This window comes from Meiothermus sp. (genome assembly GCF_026004115.1).
Lineage (GTDB): Bacteria > Deinococcota > Deinococci > Deinococcales > Thermaceae > Meiothermus.
In genome coordinates, this window is record NZ_BPIM01000001.1 from 2,805,971 (window position 1) to 2,826,113 (window position 20,143).

A 20,143-nucleotide genomic window follows, 5' to 3' on the forward strand; every position below is an offset into this window, starting at 1 on the left:
AGGAGTCCAGGGTGCAGATCAAGTCTTATCAGGTCATTCGCTTCGAGTATCAGCTCATAATTGACGGCCAGGTGGTGGATCGAAGCCCGGAAGGCCACCCCCTCACCATCCTGACCCACTTTGCACCCAACCTACCCGCGGGCCTGGAACATGCCCTGCTGGGTAAACAGCCAGGAGCATATCGGGCGGTGCTGCCTCCAGAGGCGGCCTATGGCCCCTACGACCCGACCAAGCGGGTGGTGGTGCCGCGGGGTGATTTGCCCGAAGAGCCCCGACTGGGCGGCGCTTTTGCCGCGGAAGACGTGGATGGCCAGGCTTTGCTGTACCGTGTGGTGGCCGTTGAAGGAGATTCGGTGACGCTCGAGGCCAACCACCCATGGGCGGGCAAAACCTTGGAGTACCGCTTTGTCATCCACGCAGTACGCCCGGCTGAAAAGGAAGAGGTGGCCCACGGCCATGTGCATGGTGAAGGAGGGGTGGTGCATTCACCGAGCCCGGAATAGGATGTGGGGCGGCTTTTCGGTAGGGAAGTCCCGGGGTCTAAGCATAGGATAATGCTGTATGGTACAAGTACTGGTAACCGGTGCTTTGGGCCAGGTGGGTTCGGAACTGGTGCCCGCGCTGCGTTTGCAATACGGAGCCGACGCCGTGTTGGCGACCGACCTGCGCAGGGGTTCGCCCCTGCACCCTTCAATGGAGGGCCCCTTCGAGCAGCTGGACTGTACCGATGGAGCCGCTTTGCGGGCGCTACTGGAGCGCTTCCGCATCCGGGTGATCTACCACCTGGCCGCCATTCTTTCGGCCAGGGCCGAAGCCGAGCCCCAGTTGGCCTGGCGGGTCAACATGGAGGGGCTCTACAACGTCCTGGAGGGAGCGCGACAAGTGGGGGCACAGCTATTCGTGCCCAGTTCGATTGCGGCCTTTGGATCCAGTACACCCAAGGACCCCACGCCCCAGGACACCCTCCAGCGCCCCAACACCCTCTACGGGGTGACCAAGGTGGCGGGCGAACTTTTGTGCGACTACTACGTAGAGCGGTTTGGCCTGGACGTGCGGGGGCTGCGCTATCCCGGTTTGATTTCCCACACCGCTCTTCCGGGTGGGGGCACCACCGATTATGCGGTGGAAATCTTTCATCATGCGCTGAAATGGGGCCGGTATAGCTGCTATTTAGCTTCAGACACCCGTCTACCCTTGATGTACATGCCCGATGCTATCCGGGCTAGCCAGGAACTCATGCTGGCCGACCCCGCAAGGCTTCGCCATCGCAACGCCTACAACGTGGCGGCCTTTAGCTGTACCCCCGCCGAACTGGCCGCAGAGATTCAAAAACATCTTCCCGAATTTTCCATAGACTATGCAGTTGACCCCGTTCGACAGGCCATCGCCGAGTCCTGGCCCCGCTCCCTGGACGACCGCGCCGCTAAAGAAGAATGGGGCTGGCAACCACAGTACAGTCTGGCTGCCATGACCACCGATATGCTCGAGAAACTCTCTCAACGAGCGCTTAGGGAGGCTTGAAAATGCCTTTGAACCGCCTGAATCTTGTTTTGCAACAGGCCGTAGCGGCACTGGAAACAGAAGGTCGCCGAAAAGGCCACGAAGCGGTAGTTGTGGGGGTTTTACCACCACTGGGAGAAAAAGGGCCGCGCTATTTGTTGGAGGGATATGGCGATCAGCCTTTTATACGAATGAACTCCAATAGCTACCTGGGGCTATCCAGGCATCTGGCCCTAAAGCAAGCCGAGGAAGAGGCCCTCGAGCGCTTTGGGGTGGGGCCAGGAGCGGTACGCTTTATTAGTGGCACCTATAAGGCGCATGTGGATCTCGAGCTTGACTTAGCCCGCTTTCATGGCCGGGAAGCCGCCATGATTTTTTCCTCGGCTTACGCCACGGTGTTGAGTGTGGTGGTGCCCCTGACCACCGACCAGACGGTTCTGATTAGCGATGAGCTCAACCACAACTGCATTATCAACGCGGTGCGTCTGGCACGCCCCCTGGAAAAAATAGTTTATAAGCACCTGAACCTGGGCAGTCTGGAACAGGCTTTGCAAAAAGCCATCGAGATAGGAACCCGCCGTGCGTTGGTTCTAACCGACGGGGTATTCAGTATGCGCGGCTCGCACGCTCCCTTGGCAGAAATGTCCGCCCTGGTACAGCAATACGATAGCCAGTTCGCCGAGAATGCCCTGCTGGTGGTGGACGACTCGCACGGGGTGGGCGCTTTTGGCCCCACAGGACGGGGCACCGAGGAATACACTGCCGCCAGGGCCGATATCCTGGTTGGGACGCTGGGCAAGGCCTTCGGGGTGAACGGAGGATATGTGGTGGGCCCCAGCAGCCTGATTGCCTATTTGCGGGAAACCTCGCCCATGTACATCTACTCCAACCCCATCACCCCCGGCGAGGCCGCTGCCGCCAGGGCCGCGCTGGAACTGCTACAGGCCCCAGAGGGTCAGGAGCGCTTGCGCCACCTGCAAGCCATGACCCAGCGTTTTCGCCAGGGGCTTCTTTCCCTGGGCTACGAGTCTTTTCCGGGGGCACATCCGGTAGTTCCACTGGTGTTGCGGGATGGAGCCTTAACCAACCGCCTGGTACGCTATCTGCGCGAGCGCGGCGTTCTCGCCACGGCCATCGTGTATCCAGTCGTACCCAAAGGTGAAGACTCCATCCGCTTCCAGGTTTCTGCCGAACACACCCAGGCCGATATAGATGAGGTGTTGGGTATTTTGCAGGCGTTCAAGCAGAATGTCTCAGGCCCATCGTAGCCGGTTTTTGGCGCTTTCCCTCGGACTTAAGGCGTTTGTCAACGGCCTCAAACTATGGATCAACCCCACAGGGACTTGCTCTTGGCCTTCGGCTCCGGTCTCCTGGTCAACAGACCGAACCGACGCCTGCTCGTTTTCGAGCATGGCAAAAAAATAGTGCTTGGCGAAACACATTCAAGGTCACGTAAACCCCCAAAATAGCTGGACAATACGGTGCTAGTTTTTATAGCCCTCTATCATGGCGGCAACTATGGATCGCGTGGCGGTGTTTATTGATGGCAGCAACCTGTACAAAGGTCTGGTTTCCACGCTAGGAACCGACTATCGGCTGGATTTTGTCGCTTTTGTCTCGGCGCTTGCGGCGGGGCGTTCGTTATTGCGGGCCTACTATTACAATGCGCCTTTGCCCAGCGAAGACCCGGCGGCCAAAGCTCACCAGAGCTTTTTGAACTATCTGAAGCGGGTGCCCTATGTCATGGTACGGCTGGGTCGGCTGGAGCGCCGCGGCGAGGGTTTTGTAGAAAAGGGTGTGGATATTCAGATCGCCATAGACATGCTCAAGCTGGCCTATGCCGACGCCTACGATGTGGCGGTGCTGGTTTCGGGTGATGGTGATTTTGCCGAGGTGCTCAAGGTCATTCAGGATATGGGCAAGCAGGCCGAGAATACTACCTTCCAAGTGCTCTCGTCGTACCGCCTGGCCCAGCAGGCTGACAAATATTTTCCCCTGGACGAACTTCCCTGGGAGCGTCTGCGGGCCAGGAGCTTTGAGGCCGAGGCACTACCTTTTCAGGATTAGAGTGGTTCTGTAACTGAAAGTGGTAATCCCGCATTCAAAATGCTGTGCGAACCGGTTGCTGATGGAGATTCGCCGAAAAACCTAGGGAACTGCAATGGAACGCCTTACTTCGGTTCCCAAACCGCGATTACGCTGGGGTCAATGGGGGAGATCAGATGAGGCTGCTGGAGGTGGGCGGCTTCCCCCTTGCGCAGGTGTAGGTAGTTTTGGTCGGGCAGGTCGATTACTACTTCCCCCTCGAGCAAAAGATACAAGCGGGCCTCGCTTACCTGCTCGGGCTGGGTGAGCAGATAGGCGCGAAACCCCTCGAGGCCAGGGAACCGGGCTTCTCCCAGCCTTTTGGCCAGCCGCACAAGATGGAGTTTCATGGTAGGGCAGGGCGTGGCTGGCGGGCCTCAGGCCCCGACCGCTTCCTTACGGGCTTTGCCATACTCCATGCGCAGCTTGAACATGCCCTGGCGGAAGAGCTTGAGGGCCTTGTCCTCCGATTTGCCCAGGGCTTTGGCAACCTCGGCCACGGCTTTTTGCTGTCCCTTGCTGCGGCGAACGATATCGCTCTGTTCGGCGGTCAGGCCCGCCTGGCCGATAAAGCGCTCGAGGTCGGCCCAGGTTGCACTGGGTTGGCTGGGTTTCGTTTTTTTGGCCTTACCTCTGGCTCTGGCTTTCACCTTAGGCCCCTCTCCCTTGCGATCAGCTTTGCTTTTACCGTACTCCATGCGCAGCTTGAACATGGCCTGGCGGAAGAGCTTGAGGGCGGCTTCTTCGGGAAGGTTGAGCTCTTTAGCCACCGCTGTAACAGCCTTCTGCTGGCCCTGGGTGCGCCGGGCTACCTCGGCCTGGTCGGGTGGGAGGCCGAGCTGGGCGATGAGGGGCTCGAGGTCGGCCCAGGAAGCGGGTTGTTCGGTGGATTTTGCGACACGCTTGCCCCTGGCTCTTAATTTGCCCCTGGTCTCACGCTCGGCCCGACGCTCGTTCAGGGCTTGTAGATCGGGGCCGCCATAGCGCTCGCAACTGGGGTTGGAGCAGACTCGCTTACCCGAGCGGCCCTTGGCCATCTCATTCCAACCGCAGATGGGGCATTTCTCAGCTACCAGCGGATCAAAAACTAGGAAGTCGCAGCTCTGGTTGCTGCAGCGATAATAGGGCTTGCCCCGCTTGCTGGTTTTTTGCACCACCTCGCCTGCATGGCACTTGGGGCATTCAATGCCGGTCGAAGGGGCTTCGTCGCGGGTGTATTTGCACTCTGGATAGCGGTTACAGCTAATGAACGTACCATAACGCCCGTGCCGGCGCACCAGTTGCCCTACGTGGCAGGCCGGGCAGGCCTCGCCGATGAGCTCAGGTTCCTTCTTGAGCTCCAGCCGTTCGGTGTACTTGCAATCCGGATATCCGGTGCAGCCCAGAAACTGGCCGAACCTCGAGACCCGCAATTCCAAAGGACGCCCGCACTTTGGGCATAGTTTTTTTGGAACCTTGTGGTAATCCTTCAGGAAAGGCTCGTAGAACTCTCGCACCACCTTGGGCCAGGGGGCTTTGCCGGCCTCGATATCGTCGAGGCGGGTCTCGAGCTGGGCGGTGAAGTCATAGGCCACCACGTCGGGGAAACTCTGCACCAGGTAACCCGTCACCTCGCGCCCCAGCGGCGTGGGTTTGAGCGATTTGCCGGAGCGCTCGAGGTAGCCACGGCGCTCGAGGGTATCAATGGTCGGGGCATAGGTTGAAGGCCGCCCAATCCCCATTTCTTCAAGCACCTTGACCAGGCTGGCGTCGGTATAGCGCGGGGGAGGCTCAGTAAAGTGTTGCTCGGGCTTCAGGTCCAGCAGGCTGGCCGCAGCGTTTTCTCGCAGGGGAGGCAGCAGGTTCTCCGCATCGTCGCCTTCCTCACGCCCATAGACCCGCAAGAACCCGTCAAACTTCAGCACCGACCCCACCGCTCGGAAGACCAGCTCATTGCCGGTCACGTTCACGGTGGTCTGGTCGAAGATGGCAGGGGTCATCTGTGAGGCCACAAACCGCTGCCAGATGAGCTGGTAAAGCTTAAACTCCTCGTCTTCCAGGTGCTTCCGGACGGAATCGGGGGTTCGGGTGACCGAGGTGGGGCGAATGGCTTCGTGGGCATCCTGGGTAGTGACAGCCTTTTTGCCCGCGTAGGTGTTTGGTTTGTCGGGCAAGTAGCCAGGTCCAAAGTGGCTGGGGATGAATTGCCGCACCTCGGTGAGGGCTTCCTCTGAGACCCGTGTCGAGTCGGTGCGCATATAAGTGATAAGGCCAACCGTGCCCTCGGGCAAATCCACACCTTCATACAGCTTTTGCGCAACCCGCATGGTTCGGCTGGCCGTCCAGCCCAGGCGGCTGCTGGCGGCTTGCTGGAGGGTGGAGGTAATGAAGGGTGGGGAAGCGTTGCGTCGGCGCTCCCGTCGTTCAATACTGCTAATCTGGTAGTTCTTGATCGCCCGGGCCTGTTGAGCGACCGCCCGGGCCTGGCTTTCGTTGGTAATCAGGAATTTCTCGCCACTCTGCACCCGCTCCTGTCCCACGCTGTAGAGCATGGCCTTGAACTTCTGGCCCTCCGACTCAAACTGCCCCTCCAGCGTCCAGTACTCCTGCGGCACAAAAACTTCAATTTCCTGCTCACGCTCCACCAGTAGCCTGAGTGCCACCGACTGCACCCTCCCCGCCGACAGCGCTCTGCGCCGAAACTCCATGCTGAGCACCGGCGAAAGCTGGTAGCCTACCAACCGATCCAACACCCGCCGGGCCTGCTGGGCATCTACCAGGCTCTGGTCAATGGGCCGGGGCTGTTGTACCGCCGCCCGCACGACTTTGGGGGTGATTTCATGAAACTCGACCCGTAAGGGGTTTTGGGGATTCAGCCCCAGCAGCCGGGCCACATGCCAGCCAATAGCTTCGCCTTCTCGGTCGGGGTCGGTAGCGATCAGCACCCGCTTACCCCGGGCGGCTTTTTTGAGGTCATCCACTACCGGCTGCTTATCCTTTTTAACTTCATACTGCGGTGCGAAGTCTGCTTCAAGATTAACACCCAACTCACGTTCGGGCAGGTCGGCTACGTGGCCCTTGCTGGCCCGTACCTCATAGCCTGCCCCCAGCATTTTCTGAATGCTCTTGGCCTTGGCGGGTGACTCCACAACAATCAGGGTCGAATCCGGCATACGGCTCAGTATATGGACGAAGGGCTGGTAGTTTGTCAAGGGCAGGAATCACGGGGTGGATTTGAAGTGTAGATGAAAAACCAGTCTCAAACGTCTCTTTTGGCATTTCTTGTGGGGTCTCATACGGGGTTCAAAAAGACAGTTCTCAAATGCAATAAATCCCAGAGGCTGAATTTTTGAATCCTAAAGCACACCCCTTCCTGTCGGTCGGCGAAAAAAAGCGTCTCCCTTCCAAAGGGGCTTACGCCCTTTGCTATGCGGATAACTTCCAGGGGGCGGTATCGCCCTCCGCTACGCGGAGAACTTCGGCCTTGTTAGTTCGTCACTGAAGGGTAACGAATCAACCGAAGCTGGTTCATATGGGCGAAAAACCCGGGAAGCTTTTGGGCAGCAGCCCACGCTCGAAAGCGGCTTTACTAAGTTCTTCGCGGAAGTTGGGGTGGGCAATACTAATAAGGGCTTGGGCCCGCTCGCGTAGGCTCTTGCCAAAGAGTTCGGCCACCCCATATTCGGTCACGACATAGTGGACATCGGCCCTGGTTGTCACAACCCCTGCGCCGGGTTTGAGCAGGGGAACAATACGGCTCAAGGTGTTGTTCTTGCCGGTGCTGGGCAGCGCAATGATGGGTTTTCCACTGTTGCTGGCTGCTGCCCCTCGGATAAAGTCGAGCTGCCCACCGAAGCCGGAGTAGATACGGGTGCCAATGGAATCGGCGCAGACCTGACCGGTGAGGTCTACCTCGAGGGCTGAATTAATGGCAACCATGTTGTCGTTACGAGCTACATTGAAGGGATCGTTAACCCAATCGGCGGGTCGCATCTCGAAGAGGGGGTTGTTGTGCACAAAGCGGTAAAGCCGTTCGGAGCCCAGCACGAAGGTACCCACTACCTTGCCCGGCAGCAGGCTCTTGCGCTGTCCGGTCACGATGCCTTTTTCCAGGGCCTCCATCACCCCATCGGAAACCATCTCGGTATGGATGCCCAGGTCTTGCCGTCCGATTAGGTTGGCCAGCACAGCATCGGGGATGGTGCCAATCCCCATCTGCAAGGTACAGCCATCGTCAATAAGGTCGGCTACATATTTGCCAATTTTGGCCTCGACCTCTCCAAAAGTGTCTCTGGGTAACATCGGTAGGGGAAAGTCCACCTCCACAAAGGCGGCAAATTTGGAGACGTGCACAAAGGTGTCTCCCAGGGTACGTGGCATCTGCGGGTTAACCAGTGCAATGACCCGGCGGGCATTCTCTACTGCAGCCTTTGCTGCAATGATTTCTACACCCAGGCTGACAAAGCCAAACTCATCTGGGGGCGAAACCTGCACCAGGGCATAATCCAGGGGCAAAACCCCCCGCTTGAATAGCCAAGGAACCTGATGCAGCATAACCGGTACATAGTCGGCCCGCCCACTGTTGACGGCCTCCCGGTCGGCGGGACCTACAAATAGCGAACGTCGGCGAAAGTGGCCCTCCATCTCGGGGGCCAGAAAGGGGTCGGAGCCCATTTGAAGCACGTGAACCAGTTCAACGTTCTCCAACTCGCCTTTCCGCTGGGCCAGGGCTTCCAGGAGGGGAGTAGGGGTGGCAGCATTCCCCGAGACGTAGATCCTCGAGTTGCTCTTGACCATTCCGGCGGCCAGTTCTAGGTCAACCAGCTTGCTTTGATAGACCTTTTCTACCTCGCTGCGTCCCAGGGCCTTGCCCGTACGTGAAATGGTTTCCATGAACCCATGCTAGCGCTGCCGAGGCGGGACAGATGACCGGGGAATTGATCAGGGGGTATGGGGCAAGGGCTGGGGGAAAAAATGAGTGATTGATCGTAACGCGAATATAACGCTCGAGCCGCTAGCCTATGGGACATGAAAGAGGAAGTCATGCGCCCGAAGGCGGTGACACTCATTGTTCGAATGTGGCAAGGGCCCGATGGCACCGTGAAGGCATCCGTCAAGCCTGCCGATGGGGGGAAGATAGAGCACTTCCCCGATCTAGCGGCCTTGCTGCACTACCTCGAGCAGGCCCAGCAGGCGTTTGATGATAACCCGGGGGAATCTCGAGGTTTGCGTTAGGTTCCAGATTTAGCTATAGACCTGCTTTCAGCCAGTTGTTTGGCCTTTCCGTCTGGCAAGATAAAGCCGGCGGAGACCACGTACTTCAGCGCATCTTCGATGCTTATATCGAGCGGGATCACGTCAGCTGTTGGAACAATTACGGCCATGCCAGAGGCTGGCACAGGACTGGTCGGAACCAGTACCACGGTATAACCCTCTGGTAAAGGTGACAACCTCTTACCTACCTCTGGACTGGCGATGAAGCAGAGAATATATACGCCCTTTCGTGGATACTCGACCAAAGCTGCTCGCTGAAATTGAACTTCTGGTTGCCCCAACAAGGTCTGAGATATTTGCTGAACCGCGTTGTACACCTCGCGTATAAGCGGGATGGTTTTGATGCTACGATCAATGGCCCCGAAAATTAGACGGCCAACATAGTTGCCCGCTAGCGCCCCTACCAGTGCCACGAGTCCCAGGGTTGCGACAATCCCCAAAATCGGTAAGAAAGGCAACAACCACCGTGAGGGTTCGGCATCTACGGCCCGCAAGATACTTCCGATGATGTTATTCGACCAGTTGTAGACCCACACCAGGACATAAACGGTCACGGCAATGGGAAGCGTGGAAAGCAGACCGGTCAGGAAGTAGCGGCGGAGTCTGACACCCATATTTATAAGAGTTTAAGGCCGGCGGGACTCTTGAATAGGTTTTCCCTCACCGGTACCCTCATACAAGGGTTTTACCACACCTCGAGGTGCGCTGACCGAGTGTTCTGATACCAGATTCGGTTAGTTCGTCGCCGTATGGCAGCGAACTAACCTGACTGAAGTTATCCGCGTAGCGGAGGGCGATACCGCCCCTTGGAAGGGAGTGCTCTAGGATTCAAAAAGATAGCCTCTGGGAGTCTTTGGTTTGGATAATTATCTTTTTGAATCCGGTATGACAGCGTGTTTGCAATGTATCTACCTGCCACAAATGGGGGTACTGTGTTTTGACTCGGCTGAGTAAGCGGGCCTCAGGGATCTGGTCAGCTCAGTCTGGCACAATATCGAGCCCCTCTTCTCATCCAAGGCTGCTACACTCAGGCTCGTGAATGCCTTTGCTGATTGGCTTTTTGTGGTGGTGTGGTTGGTGGCGCTATTGGCCACCTTCATCCCGGTGGTGCCTGCCGGGTTCATCATCATCGGTATGGCCTTGCTGCACGAACTGCTGGTGGGGTTTAGCGAGATTTCCCTGTCGGTCTGGATTGTTCTGGCCATTTTGACGGTCTTGTCTTCGCTGGTGGACAATATTGCGGGTGCGTTGGGGGCCAAACACTTCGGCGGCAGCCGTCAGGGGGTGTGGGGTGCTTTCATCGGGGGTATTTTGGGTATTTTTATCCTGCCTCCGCTGGGGTTGTTTCTGATGCCTTTTGTGGGCGCATTTGTGGGCGAACTGGTAGCGGGTCGCACTGCCGAGGCTGCCTTGCGTGGGGCCTGGGGGGCTGTACTGGGCCTGTTGGGAGGGCTGGCTGGCAAGTTTTTGATTCACCTGTTGATGGGCCTTCTGGTCATCCGGGCTATTTTTTAGGCCTCGGTTGGCTTGGTTGGAGGATTTTGCTTTACGCTCGCACAAGCTTGTTTTGCGCGTCTCAGGTAGAAAGTCAAGTTTTTCTTCGGTCTCGTATTCAGCTTGGGCTTTCGGCAATTCTTCTGGTGTTTGAGATATTGTTCGAGCTTCTTTCCATGTCTTTGGACTGTACGGGCTATACTTGGTCTTCAGATGGGGTATGTACTCATCAGTCGAAAAGGTTGCCACCTCTGCGAGGAAGCCGAGGCCTTGCTGGCGGCACAGGGTATCGCGTATACCTTTCAGGACGTGGATGCGGATGAGCACCTGAAAAAGACCTATACCTTCCGGGTTCCGGTGCTTCTGAAAGAGGGCAAGGTTGTGCTCGAGGGCAAGTTTACTCCCGAGCGCTTATCAAGGAAATTATCTTTATAGCTGGGAGGCTTTGAATGGATCCAATCCTGATCGAAATCGGTTCGCTGCAAATACGCTGGTATGGGCTTTTTCTGGTACTGGCGATTTTTGCTTCCTTTGAGATTGCTAAGCGAATTCTGAAAGGTTGGGGTTTTGACCCCGACCGCTTTGAACAAATTGCCTTTTGGGCTGTAATCTGGGGGGTTATTGGGGCCCGGGTGGGTTATGTAATTACCAGTCCGGGCGATTTTAGCAGCAATCCAGTTTCGGCCCTTTATATCTGGCAAGGGGGTCTTTCCTTCCACGGTGCCATTATTGGTGGTCTGATCCCGTTTATTTACCACCACTACCGCAGTAAAATACCGGTCTGGGCCTATCTCGATGCAGTGGTGCCGGGCATTGCGATTGGTATTGCCGCGGGACGGCTTGGCAATATCATGAACGGCTCCGACACCGTGGGGCGCCTGACCAACTGGCCCATTGGGTTTACCTGGCCTGCTTCGGCCAGCGGATTTCCTGGGGTGTGCCCCGGCATCAACGATATCAGTGAGGTGGTTCGGTGTGCGCCAGAGGCCATTGTTCGCGGCCCGGTTCACTTTACCCAGCTTTATGGGGTCTTGATTGGGGTGGTGTTACTCCTTCTGTCCATCTACTGGTTGCGGCAGAACCGGGCCTATGGCTATGTTTTCTGGCAATTTGTGCTCTGGTATAGCGTATTGCGCTCGGTGTTCGAGGAGACCTTCCGTCTCAACCCGTTGTGGATTAAGGCATATGTGAACGAGCAGGCTGGTATCGGACTTTTTACCGCGACCCAGATTATCTCCATCCCGCTGACGATTGTGGCTATCTTCTTCCTAATGCGATGGAAGGGGCAGCGCGAGAACCCTCCCAGCCCGCCAGGGTTGGTTCCGGCGGGGCCAGCGCCCAAGCCTGGCCCTTCCAAAAGGCATAAAAAACGTTAGAGGCTGTTCTGATTCCAGACTCTCGAGTTTGCGTGACGGGAAAATAGACCCTCGAGCCCCCCTTTTGGCAATACAATCGGAGAGATATGGCACATGCTGTGGTGATTTTGGCAGCGGGCCTGGGAACCCGCATGAAGTCCAAACTGCCCAAAGTTCTGCACCCCTTGCTGGGAAAACCCCTGGTTGGCTACTGCATTGATACAGCGTTTGCCAGCGGCGCCGAAAAGGTGGTGGTGGTCATCGGCCATGGGGCCGAGCAGGTGCGTCAAACCTTTGAGGGCTACCCCAACCTGAGCTTCGTGGTGCAGGAGCAACAACTGGGCACGGCCCACGCCCTGGCCCAGGCTCAGCCTGTGCTGGCTGGCTTCCAGGGCCCCGTTGTGGTAACTCAGGGCGATACCCCTCTCACCCGGGTCGAGACCCTTACGGGGTTGGTGGCTGCCATGCAGGCCGAGGGGGCCGGGATGGCCCTGCTCACCATGTGGCTCGACGACCCCACCGGTTACGGGCGCATCCTTCGAGACGAACAGGGCCAAATTCTGGGCAATGTGGAGCAAAAGGATGCCACCTCTGAGCAGAGGGCCATTCAGGAGATCAACCCCGGGGTCTACTGTTTTGACCCCAGCCTGTGGGAAAAACTAAAGCAGGTTGGGAATCAAAATGCTGCTGGCGAATACTACCTCCCCGACCTGATTCGTATTTACCGCGAGGCGGGTCAGAAGGTTGCATCGGTAGAGTCTAAGGACACGGGTGAGCTGCTGGGGGTGAACTCCCGCGCCCAACTGGCCGAAGTGGAAAGGGTGTTGCTCCAGCGCCTGCGGGCCGACTGGATGAACCGCGGGGTGCGGATGATTCAGCCCGAGACCATCTACATAGAGCCCAGCGTGGAGCTGGCGCCCGACGTAACCCTGTGGCCGGGGGTGATTCTGCGGGGCCAAACCCGACTGGGCGAGGGGGTAGAGGTCGGGGCCTATGCTGTGCTCACCGATACGGTGGTGGAAGCCGGAGGCAAGATTAAGTCGCATACGGTTTGCGACGAGGCCTATGTCTCGAGCGGGGCCGATGTCGGGCCGTTTGCCCGCCTGCGGCCCAGGGTCTACCTGGAAGAGGGGGCCCACGTGGGCAACTTTGTCGAACTAAAAAATGCCCGCCTGGGTAAGCGGGCCAAAGCCGGGCACCTGGCCTACCTGGGCGACGCTGAGGTGGGGGAGGAGTCCAACATTGGTGCTGGGGTGATTACCGCCAACTACGATGGCCAGCGCAAACACAAAACCACCATCGGTAAGCGGGTGTTTGTGGGCTCCAACAGCGTCTTGATTGCTCCCGTAACACTGGCTGACGGATCGTTTATTGCCGGAGGCAGTGGCATCAACCAAGACGTACCCGAGGGCGCACTGGCCATTGCCCGTGAGCGCCAGCGAAACATTGAGGGTTACATGAAACGCAAACGGGGAGAGGGTTGAGGTACCCCATGATCTCCTTGGGTTCCAGAAACTTTTTGGTAGACCCCTTATTTTTTACGCTTTTTTGATGCAGGGTAGATAACCTTTCAGATGAAATTCAACCAACGGAGTAAACTAAGGTTGGGAGTGAGCTATGAACCTGGGAATGACGGAAATTTTGATTATCTTGCTGATCGCCTTGCTGCTGTTTGGCCCGCGCAAGCTGCCCGAGCTGGGGCGCAGCCTTGGGCAGAGCATCCGTGAGTTCCAGCGAGGCGCCAAGAGCATCCGTGAGGAGTTTGAAAAAGCCGCCGACGTGAAGGAGTTCAAAGAAATCAAGGAAGAAATCAGCAAGCCTCTGGAGGAGATCAAGAAACCCCTCGAGGCCAGGGAAGAGCCTAAATCCTGAAGGGGACTGCCATGCGTGAAGCCCCTTTGATGGAACACCTGGAGGAACTGCGAAACCGCCTGATCTGGGCCATTGTGGCCTGGGCCGTGATGACAGCGGTGGCTTTTACCTTTCGGGTACAGATCCTGGAGGCCTTGCGGCGCCCACTGGATGCCTACAATGCAAGCGCTTCGCTCAAAGCCGAGCTTATCGTCTTGAACATTACCGAGCCCTTCCTAACAGCTTTCAAAGTGGCGGCTTTTGGTGGTTTGGCATTGGCCCTGCCCTTTATCGTTTACCAGATCTGGGCCTTTATTGCGCCTGGTTTATACGCGCACGAGCGCAGGCTGGCGGTTCCCTTCATTTTGGGCGCGGGTTTTAGCTTTGCCCTGGGGGCTGTGTTTGCCTACTTTGTGCTCCTGCCCTTTGCCGTGCCTTTTTTGCTGGGCTTTTTGGGGGATGTGGTCACACCCCAAATCTCCATCGGGATGTACATGGGTCAGGTGGTTACGTTCCTGGCCTTAATGGGCATTCTTTTCGAGATGCCGGTGGTGAGCTACTTGCTAGCCCGTCTGGGATTTCTTACCAGCCGCTTTCTGGTGAGCAACTGGCGCATTGCGGTGGTGCTTCTCGTTACCCTGGCAGCCCTCATTACACCTACGGTGGATGTGGTCAACCTTAGCCTGGTTTCCATCCCCCTGATGGTGCTCTACGGTTTTTCGATTCTGCTGGTCAAGTGGGCCGAGCGAGGGCGCCCCAAAGAGGTTGAAGCTGGTGCCGTTTAGCACTGGTTTTGGGTTGCTATAGTCGAACATACATAAGGTCTTCAGGACAGGACTTTTCTGGAGGCTTGCCTCAGTCCGTACAGAAGGGCTTGCCTCAAAACGTTCAGCTTGGTATACCATTGGGTTCATGGATCAGCGCATTCTAGACCTGCGTAAGGAAGTAGACCAGATCAACCGCGAACTGCTCAGACTGCTTTCCGAGCGGGGCAAGCTGGTGAGCGAGATTGGGCGGGTACAGACCGAGCTGGGGCTGGCCCATTACGACCCCAAGCGCGAAGATGAAATGTTGGCCTACCTCACCCTGGAAAACCCCGGCCCCTACCCTGCCGAGACCATTAAGCGGCTGTTTAAGGAAATCTTCAAAGCCTCGCTGGACTTAGAAGAGCAGCAGGACAAGCAGAAATTCCTCTATTCACGGCAGGTCAAGCCCGAGGACACCGCCGTAAAGGTGGGGGATGTGGTTTTTGGGCAAGGTAAGGTGTTGGTAGCCGGGCCTTGTTCCATCGAATCGGAAGAGCAGATGTTGACTACCGCCAGGTTCCTGGCCAGCCATGGCATCAAGGTACTGCGGGGAGGCGCCTATAAACCCCGTACTTCCCCTTATGGCTTCCAGGGGATGGGAGAGCCCGCCCTGAAGCTGGGCCGGCAGGCGGCCGATGCCAACGGCATGGTGTTTGTGACGGAGGTCATGGATACCCGCGATGTGGAGGTGGTCGCCGCAGTATGCCGATATTCTGCAGGTGGGCACCCGCAACGCCCAGAATTTCGCCTTGCTGCGTGAGGTGGGCAAGGCCAACAAGCCGGTTTTGCTCAAACGTGGTTTTGCCCAGACCATCGAAGAGTGGTTCTACAGCGCTGAATACATCCTCTCGCAGGGCAATGCCGAGGTGATTTTGTGTGAGCGAGGCATCCGCACCTACGAAAAATGGACCCGCAACACACTTGACCTGTCGGCGGCCATCCTGGCCAAACAGCTAACCCATCTGCCGGTGATTGTGGATGTGACCCATGCCGCAGGGCGACGCGACCTGCTGGCCCCGCTGGCCAGGGCCGCTCTGGCGGCTGGTCTGGATGGGGTACACGTCGAGGTGCACCCCAACCCCAAGGTGGCTCTTTCCGACAGCGAGCAGCAGCTCGACTTTGACCAGTTCGAGCAGTTCATGAAGGCCATCGAAGATCTGATGCCGAAAGAGACCTCGAGGGTCTAGCGCACTCTGCAAATGTCAGTTTCTTCCCTGGCCCCTAACGCCCATACCCTGTACCCTATTAGCTGTGGGACTTTTTGACAATTTAGTAGGGGCTTTCCTCAAACTAACCGACCCGACGCCGGAATACACCGGGCCGCGCTGCTTGCTCGAGCGCAACAGCGTAGGCGGATGTGACAAGTGCCAGCAGGTCTGCCCGCATCAGGCCATCAACCTGCAAAGTTTTACCGTTGAAATTGACGAGGTGAAGTGCACAAGCTGCGGGCTTTGCACCGCTGTTTGCCCGGGTCTGGCGCTGGAGTTCCCGCTTGGCCCCATTCAGGAGAAGCTACACCGGGGGCGGGGTCAGCTCCGCTGCTCCAAAGCGCCTGGGGCTGGCGATGAGACTCACTGTTTAGGACAGCTCACGCCAGGGGTTCTGGCCGAAGCGGGTTCCCGTTATGGCCCGCTTACCTTAGCTCATGGGGACTGCGCGAACTGCAAAATCGGGGGCCCTACCATACCCGAGCGGGTAGGGTGGGCAGTGGAGGAGGGGAAAAAGTATTTCCCAGGGCTCGAGGTGCATATACAGCAGGATGCGCTGCGTGGGGCGGAGGTGGGGCGCCGGGAGTTTTTTGGGGCCATGTTTGGTGGGGCCAAGCGTTCTGCTGCCGAGCTGGTGCCCAACCTGCCTTTGCCAGAGGAGCCCTACGAAGATAAGCGCTCCGAACTCCCTCCAGAGCTGCGCTTGCGCAAGGTGGCAGCTTATCGGGCCCAGGAGGTACAGTGGCCTCGTATCACTGTGGCTGAAGGGTGCACACTGTGCCCGGTCTGTACCAACGTGTGCCCTACCAAGGCGGTTGAACGCGAGCGCGATACGGTAGAGGGCTTGAGCGAAGAGTACGTCTTGAAGCTGAATGTGTCGGCCTGTACAGGTTGTGGGGCTTGTGTGGAGAGCTGCCCTCCGCAGGTCATCTCACTGGTGGAAGCCACCCGAGCGGAAGTGTTGGGGGGGCCGCTCGAGCTCTACCGGGGTACGCCTCCCTGGTACGACCTTTAGATGCCTAAAGCTGCACTGGGTGCGGGTAAAGATGCCTTTAAAGTACAACATTGACTCTCTAGTGGCTCAGGTAACCAGGAAATCCGGTATGCACGACGATCCCTCTAAATGACCCGCACATTGCAACAATGAGCAATCAACGTGCGTTCAAAATATGCCGCATAACAAGTTATACCGGATGCAAAAAGATAATTATCCAAACCAAAGTCCCCCAGAGGCTATCTTTTTGAATCCCAGAGCACTCCCTTCCAAGGGGCGGTATCGCCCTCCGCTACGCGGATAACTTCGGCCCTGTTAGTTTGCCGCATCCGGTGCCGAACTAACCGAATCTGGTATAACAGCAGTGACCAAAGGTTTGACACATCGCGGCCAGACCCCTAAAATACCGTTTGCTGTCCTGTGGGTTTCGCACCTCATAGGTGGGGGAACCGTTCTGGCCGCTCCGTGCTGGGGCATCGTCTAATGGCAGGACAACGGTCTTTGGAACCGTCGGTCGTGGTTCGAGTCCACGTGCCCCAGCCATCAAACCCTCCGAGCCGTGTTCGGAGGGTTTTTGCTGTCTGGCTTGGCCAGTGTGACATATGGGCGTTACCCTGGCTCCTGGTCTGCTACTATCATGGAATATATGGCGGAAGCTGTGCAAAGTGACAAAGTTTTGGTAGTTACCTCGAGCCCGACCCTGCGGGCCTTGCTCGAGCTGGTTATTGAGGAGCAGGGCGTTGAGGCCCAGTTTTATGAGAAAGCCCAGGAGGGTCTGGATTTCCTCAAAGCGCATACACCCCGGGCGATTGTACTGGATGATGGAATTGAAATTGACCCCTTTTCTATTGCTTCCCGCCTGAAAATGAGCCGCCGCCTGCGGGAAGTGCCTGTGGTGCTTTTCATTGGCGATAGCGATGATCGTACCAAGCTTACTGCCGAATTTGCTCGTGTAGAGCATGTTCTCTCCAAGCCGGTGGATCGCAAGGCTCTTTCCAGCATCCTGCGCAACCTTCCCCAGCAACAGCCCAGCGTGTAGCCGAAGCCTTACCCAGTTGCCGATGGAATAGCCCAAGCAAATAGCGGCCTCCGAAATGACCCATCGAATCTCGTCTGGGCAATATCCCAGGGAAGGGCCTGGTTACCATTGGGCAGAATCGGTATTACAAACACTCTAATCTGCGACTGCTACACTAACTCCCGTGCGTAGATTGCTCCAGATTGTGCGGGTTGTGTTAATGGCCGGTTTTTTGGGGGCAGCGGGAGCTGCAGGGTATGTGGCCTGGCTGCTGCTGCGCGATCTGCCCAGCCTCGAGACCCTCGACGACCTGCGGTTTACCGCAACCTCGACCTTTTATACCCGCGATGGCATTCCCATTGCCGACCTGGCCTCGGTGGAGGATGGACGGGCCATTGCCCGGCAACTGGTGCGTTTGAGCGAGGTTTCGCCTGCGGCGGCCGTCGCGGTGGTGGTCTCGGAGGATCAGCGCTTTTTCAAGCACTACGGCATCGACCTCATCCGCCTGTTTGGGGGCCTGTACTATTCCTTGCGCGGCGACCTGCAGGGGGGCTCGACCATTACCACCCAGGTAGTCAAAAATACTTTGCTGCGCGACCTGGCTTTTGAACGCCGAAGCATTAGCGGCCTCGAGCGCAAACTCAAGGAATTTCCTCTGGCCATCCAGATTGAGCGGCGCTACTCCAAAGAGGAAATCCTGGAGATGTACCTCAATGTGGTGCCCTGGGGGGGGAACGCTCAGGGCATTTGGGCAGCCGCTCAAGCCTACTTTGGCAAGGAACCCTCCGAGCTCAACCTGGCCGAAGGGGCCTATCTGGCCATATTGTTACCCGCGCCCAACCCCCGCTACCTGGACTACCCCTCCACCCGGCGTCGCATGAAGTTTTTGCTTGAAAATATGGTGACAGAAGGTTGGGTCAGCCAGGCCGACGCCGACGCGGCCTGGCGCTACAAGCTGGTGCCCAAGGGTTGGGAAGCAGCCTACGACGACAGTGGCAACCTTAAGAGCGCCAAACTCATAGACCCCAGTGTGCGCATTGTGCCGGAGCGCAATGTGCGCTTGGCGCCCTATTTCGTATATGAAGTACAGCGCTACCTGAAGGAAAAGATTGGCTCTGACAAGCTGCGTGATCAGGGGGGGCTGCGCATCATCACCACGCTCGACCTGAAGATGCAGACCGCCGCCGAAAAGGCCGTAGTGGGCCGCCGCCTGCCCGACCAGGCCCAGTTGGCGATGGTGGGCCTCGAGCCCAACTCGGGCGAGGTGCTGGCCATGGTGGGGGCCCGTCCTGGTACGGAAGGTGAGTTCAACCGGGCGAGCCAGGCCTGGCGAAGTCCTGGATCGGCTATCAAGCCCTTTACCTACGGCGTGGCCCTGGAAGCAGGCTGGACCCAGGCTACTACCGTGCTAGATGCCCCCATAGAATACCCTACCCCGCGGGGGGTGTGGCGACCCAAGAACTTTGATGGGAAGTTCTTGAATCGTCCGGTCAGCCTCCGCTATGCCCTGGATCGCTCCCTAAACCTACCGGCCATTCGCACCGCCGAGGCTATTGGGGTGCAGCGCTTGGGGGATAAGCTGCGGGCTGCCGGGTTCCGCCTGACCGGCAATATGGCCGTACTGGCCAACTCAATTGGCGGGGGTGCTGACATAACCCCTATTGGACTGGCAGCAGCCTACGCCAGCTTTGTTAACGGGGGCTATTGGGTCGAGCCACGCCTGGTCTTGAGGGTTGAAGATAACAATGGCCGAGTAATCTATGAGCCCGAAACCAAAAAGGTACTGCTCTGGACACCGCAAGTAGCCTACCAGATTTGGGACATGCTCAAGGGCTACGTCTACGATGTCCCGCCGGGTTTCCGCAGTAGTTTGGCCGCTGAAGCCCGCATTCCAGGGCGCATTGTGGGCGGCAAGACCGGAACCAGTGACAATGCGATAGACCTGTGGTTTGCTGGCGCTACCCGGGGACTCGTGGCCACACTCTGGGTGGGCCGCGATGACCACAAGCCCCAGCGCATGGGAGGTATCGAGCCGAGCAGCTCAATGGTCAACCCCCCCATCTGGCGCGATTTTGTGGAGCAGGCCTTGCGGGGCCGCCCTACCGGCGACTTTCCTCAGCCCTCGGGGCTGGTTCTGGCCAGTTTCGATCTGCTGACCGGCAACGACAGCTCGAGCGGAGTGGCTGCGCTCTTCCCAGCCCGCCAGGTACAACGTACCCAGGCGATTGTGCGGGACGCCCCGCCCCAGCCTACCTATATCTCGCGTCCTGGCCCGGCGGTTGCCAGTACCAATGCCTATCAAACCATCGCAGTGGACCGGGGCACCAACTGCCTGGCCTCTCCACAGACCCCTACCGAACGGGTGGTATGGCTGCAGGTACCGGATAATCGTATCAACGACTATCGGTGCAACTAGCGCAGGGGTTTTGTAAGCTACCTACCCCTATTGCGTTTGACTTTTGCTGCAGTTGCATTTATTGTTTTTTCAGATGGTTTGGTATACCACCACCACTACCTAGGCGACAGCTCGTTCGAGTTGTCGCCCAAGCCTGCCTACCCTGGCGGGTTTTTTGTTTCTC

At 57.7% G+C, this 20,143-nt stretch carries 18 protein-coding genes, 1 tRNA gene and 1 pseudogene; 16 read left to right on the forward strand and 4 right to left on the reverse strand.

Going from position 1 to position 20,143, the window contains the following annotated elements; all coding sequences use genetic code 11:
* The first annotated feature begins 11 nt into the window (after nt 1-11).
* From Q0X23_RS13645 to Q0X23_RS13660, 4 genes are all read left to right on the forward strand, one after another.
* On the forward strand, nt 12-503 hold the full coding sequence (locus tag Q0X23_RS13645) for a peptidylprolyl isomerase (RefSeq protein ID WP_297860789.1): 492 nt from the start codon (nt 12-14) through the stop codon (nt 501-503).
* Between the two features lie 58 nt (nt 504-561).
* Complete coding sequence (locus tag Q0X23_RS13650; RefSeq protein WP_297860790.1) at nt 562-1,521, forward strand: L-threonine 3-dehydrogenase; 960 nt, start codon at nt 562-564, stop codon at nt 1,519-1,521.
* Between the two features lie 2 nt (nt 1,522-1,523).
* A complete protein-coding gene (locus Q0X23_RS13655; RefSeq protein ID WP_297861231.1) occupies nt 1,524-2,768 on the forward strand; it encodes a pyridoxal phosphate-dependent aminotransferase family protein in 1,245 nt (414 codons plus the stop codon).
* Nucleotides 2,769-3,018: 250 nt separating this feature from the next.
* Entirely contained in the window at nt 3,019-3,567 is a 549-nt protein-coding gene (locus tag Q0X23_RS13660) for an NYN domain-containing protein (RefSeq protein ID WP_119340281.1), read from the forward strand.
* A gap of 104 nt (nt 3,568-3,671) precedes the next feature.
* Here the strand turns inward: Q0X23_RS13660 and Q0X23_RS13665 are convergent, their stop codons facing one another.
* The 3 genes from Q0X23_RS13665 to Q0X23_RS13675 all read right to left on the reverse strand — a co-directional run bounded on the left by Q0X23_RS13665 (nt 3,672) and on the right by Q0X23_RS13675 (nt 8,457).
* Nucleotides 3,672-3,935: a hypothetical protein gene (locus Q0X23_RS13665; protein ID WP_297860791.1), complete on the reverse strand. Its 264-nt coding sequence runs from the start codon at nt 3,933-3,935 to the stop codon at nt 3,672-3,674.
* A gap of 27 nt (nt 3,936-3,962) precedes the next feature.
* The gene (gene topA / locus Q0X23_RS13670; RefSeq protein ID WP_297860792.1) at nt 3,963-6,737 is read right to left on the reverse strand and encodes a type I DNA topoisomerase; all 2,775 of its coding nucleotides are present in this window, start codon (nt 6,735-6,737) and stop codon (nt 3,963-3,965) included.
* Nucleotides 6,738-7,092: 355 nt separating this feature from the next.
* Entirely contained in the window at nt 7,093-8,457 is a 1,365-nt protein-coding gene (locus Q0X23_RS13675; RefSeq protein ID WP_297860793.1) for an acetyl-CoA hydrolase/transferase family protein, read from the reverse strand.
* A 135-nt stretch (nt 8,458-8,592) separates the two neighbouring features.
* Here Q0X23_RS13675 and Q0X23_RS13680 point away from each other — a divergent pair, with 135 nt between their 5' ends.
* Nucleotides 8,593-8,799: a hypothetical protein gene (locus tag Q0X23_RS13680; protein WP_297860794.1), complete on the forward strand. Its 207-nt coding sequence runs from the start codon at nt 8,593-8,595 to the stop codon at nt 8,797-8,799.
* Here the strand turns inward: Q0X23_RS13680 and Q0X23_RS13685 are convergent.
* Complete coding sequence (locus tag Q0X23_RS13685) at nt 8,796-9,452, reverse strand: DUF502 domain-containing protein (RefSeq protein ID WP_297860795.1); 657 nt, start codon at nt 9,450-9,452, stop codon at nt 8,796-8,798. The genes Q0X23_RS13680 and Q0X23_RS13685 overlap by 4 nt on opposite strands.
* 421 nt (nt 9,453-9,873) lie before the next feature.
* Here Q0X23_RS13685 and Q0X23_RS13690 point away from each other — a divergent pair, with 421 nt between their 5' ends.
* The 11 genes and pseudogenes from Q0X23_RS13690 to Q0X23_RS13740 all read left to right on the forward strand — a co-directional run bounded on the left by Q0X23_RS13690 (nt 9,874) and on the right by Q0X23_RS13740 (nt 19,980).
* Nucleotides 9,874-10,353 carry a DUF456 domain-containing protein gene (locus Q0X23_RS13690; protein WP_297860796.1) on the forward strand — a complete coding sequence of 160 codons (480 nt, stop codon included), beginning with the start codon at nt 9,874-9,876 and terminating at the stop codon, nt 10,351-10,353.
* 192 nt (nt 10,354-10,545) lie between these two features.
* Nucleotides 10,546-10,767 (forward strand): glutaredoxin family protein, encoded by a 222-nt coding sequence (locus Q0X23_RS13695; protein ID WP_297860797.1) that lies wholly within the window; start codon nt 10,546-10,548, stop codon nt 10,765-10,767.
* 14 nt (nt 10,768-10,781) lie between these two features.
* On the forward strand, nt 10,782-11,708 hold the full coding sequence (lgt, locus tag Q0X23_RS13700) for a prolipoprotein diacylglyceryl transferase (protein ID WP_297860798.1): 927 nt from the start codon (nt 10,782-10,784) through the stop codon (nt 11,706-11,708).
* Between the two features lie 86 nt (nt 11,709-11,794).
* On the forward strand, nt 11,795-13,171 hold the full coding sequence (glmU, locus tag Q0X23_RS13705; protein WP_297860799.1) for a bifunctional UDP-N-acetylglucosamine diphosphorylase/glucosamine-1-phosphate N-acetyltransferase GlmU: 1,377 nt from the start codon (nt 11,795-11,797) through the stop codon (nt 13,169-13,171).
* A 133-nt stretch (nt 13,172-13,304) separates the two neighbouring features.
* A complete protein-coding gene (locus tag Q0X23_RS13710; protein ID WP_119342393.1) occupies nt 13,305-13,559 on the forward strand; it encodes a twin-arginine translocase TatA/TatE family subunit in 255 nt (84 codons plus the stop codon).
* 11 nt (nt 13,560-13,570) lie between these two features.
* Nucleotides 13,571-14,323, forward strand: a complete 753-nt coding sequence (gene tatC, locus Q0X23_RS13715) for a twin-arginine translocase subunit TatC (RefSeq protein ID WP_297860800.1) — start codon at nt 13,571-13,573, stop codon at nt 14,321-14,323.
* Nucleotides 14,324-14,450: 127 nt separating this feature from the next.
* Nucleotides 14,451-15,531 (forward strand): annotated as a pseudogene (locus Q0X23_RS13720) (bifunctional 3-deoxy-7-phosphoheptulonate synthase/chorismate mutase).
* Nucleotides 15,532-15,595: 64 nt separating this feature from the next.
* Entirely contained in the window at nt 15,596-16,567 is a 972-nt protein-coding gene (locus tag Q0X23_RS13725) for a 4Fe-4S dicluster domain-containing protein (RefSeq protein WP_297860801.1), read from the forward strand.
* A gap of 448 nt (nt 16,568-17,015) precedes the next feature.
* A tRNA-Gln gene (locus tag Q0X23_RS13730) sits at nt 17,016-17,089 on the forward strand.
* Between the two features lie 103 nt (nt 17,090-17,192).
* Nucleotides 17,193-17,585 carry a response regulator gene (locus tag Q0X23_RS13735; protein WP_297860802.1) on the forward strand — a complete coding sequence of 131 codons (393 nt, stop codon included), beginning with the start codon at nt 17,193-17,195 and terminating at the stop codon, nt 17,583-17,585.
* A 199-nt stretch (nt 17,586-17,784) separates the two neighbouring features.
* Nucleotides 17,785-19,980 carry a transglycosylase domain-containing protein gene (locus tag Q0X23_RS13740; protein ID WP_297861232.1) on the forward strand — a complete coding sequence of 732 codons (2,196 nt, stop codon included), beginning with the start codon at nt 17,785-17,787 and terminating at the stop codon, nt 19,978-19,980.
* The last annotated feature ends 163 nt before the right edge of the window (nt 19,981-20,143 follow it).